The sequence below is a fragment of the Breznakia pachnodae genome, assembly GCF_030814225.1.
GTDB classification, from domain to species: domain Bacteria; phylum Bacillota_I; class Bacilli_A; order Erysipelotrichales; family Erysipelotrichaceae; genus Breznakia; species Breznakia pachnodae.
In genome coordinates this window covers 1-1,632 of the sequence record NZ_JAUSUR010000020.1, presented here as the reverse complement: position 1 = coordinate 1,632, position 1,632 = coordinate 1, and the positions used below count along the sequence as shown (strand labels likewise).

Genomic DNA, 1,632 nt, shown 5'->3' with positions numbered 1-1,632 from the left:
ATGTTTAATATAGTAGCAAGAGAAGAATTGAATCCAACTGTAACAAAATTAGTAGTAGATGCACCATTTATCGCTAAAAAAGCAAAAGCTGGACAATTTGTAATTATTCGTTCTCATGAATTGGGGGAACGTATGCCGTTAACGATAGCAGATTATGATCGTGAAGCAGGAACAGTTACAATCATTTTCCAAATCGTAGGAAAATCAACAAAGATTCTGAATGGTTTAAATGTGGGCGATGAAATTTTAGACTTTGTAGGTCCTCTTGGAGTACCTTCACATATTGAAGGATTAAAACGTGTATGTGTAATCGGTGGTGGGGTTGGTTGTGCCATTGCATATCCAACAGCGAAAGCATTACACGACAATGGTGCAGAGGTTACGGTAATTTCTGGATTTAGAAATAAAGATTTAGTAATTTTAGAAGACGAGTTCAAAGCCGTATCTAAAAATATGTATATGATGAGTGATGATGGAAGCGCTGGAGAAAAAGGGTTAGTCACAAACAAACTGGAAGAATTATTGCTTGCAGGAGAAACGTTTGATGAGGTAATTGCAATCGGACCATTAATTATGATGAAGTTTGTATGTGCAGTTACAAAAAAATACGATGTGAAAACAGTCGTAAGTATGAATCCAATTATGATTGATGGAACAGGAATGTGTGGTTGCTGTCGATTAACTGTTGGTGGTGAAATGAAGTTTGCATGTGTAGATGGTCCGGACTTTGATGGACACTTGGTTGATTTCGACGAAGCGATTTCACGTTCAAGACAATACATGAAGTTTGAAGCTCAAGCAAGAGATGAAGACTGTAACTTGTTTCACAAGGAGGTAGCGTAATATGCCAAATATGGATCCAAATAAAGTTCCAATGCCTGTACAGGATGCGAACGTAAGAAATAAAAACTTTGAAGAAGTAGCTTTGGGGTATACACCAGAAATGGCGATGGAAGAAGCAGACCGTTGTTTACAATGTAAACACAAACCTTGTGTGAATGGATGTCCAGTAAAAGTACAAATTCCTGAATTCATTCAAAAGATAAAAGAAGGTAAGTTTGAAGAAGCTTATCAGGTAATAAAAGAAACAAATGCTTTACCAGCAGTATGTGGTCGTGTATGTCCACAGGAAAGCCAATGTGAAGCAAAATGTGTTAGAGGAATCAAGAATGAGCCAGTTGGAATTGGGCGCTTAGAAAGATTCGCAGCTGACTATCATATGACACATGAAGAAGATAACATTACAAAACCAGAAAGCAATGGTCACAAAGTGGCAATTGTAGGAGCAGGACCTGCAGGATTAACATGTGCAGGAGATTTAGCGAAAAAAGGGTATGATGTAACCATCTTTGAAGCGTTGCATGAAGCCGGAGGAGTACTGGTATATGGTATTCCAGAATTCCGTTTACCAAAAGATATCGTAAAAAAAGAAATTAATGCATTAAAAGCATTGGGTGTAAAAGTAGAAACTGATATGGTTATAGGAAAGGTTCTCGAAATAGATGAACTATTTGACCAAGGTTATGAATCTGTGTTCGTAGGTAGTGGAGCAGGACTTCCTAACTTTATGGGAATGCCAGGAGAAAACTTAAATGGAGTATTCTCAGCAAATGAATTTTTAACTCGTTTCAA

General features: G+C 37.4%; 2 protein-coding genes. Both read left to right on the top strand.

Features of this window, described 5'->3' with window-relative positions:
• Positions 1-843: sulfide/dihydroorotate dehydrogenase-like FAD/NAD-binding protein (locus J2S15_RS20270; RefSeq protein WP_307412310.1), on the top strand; the 843-nt coding region annotated here is incomplete at its 5' end.
• Position 844: 1 nt separating this feature from the next.
• A partial coding sequence (locus J2S15_RS20265; protein ID WP_307412307.1) for an FAD-dependent oxidoreductase occupies positions 845-1,632 on the top strand: 788 nt, incomplete at its 3' end.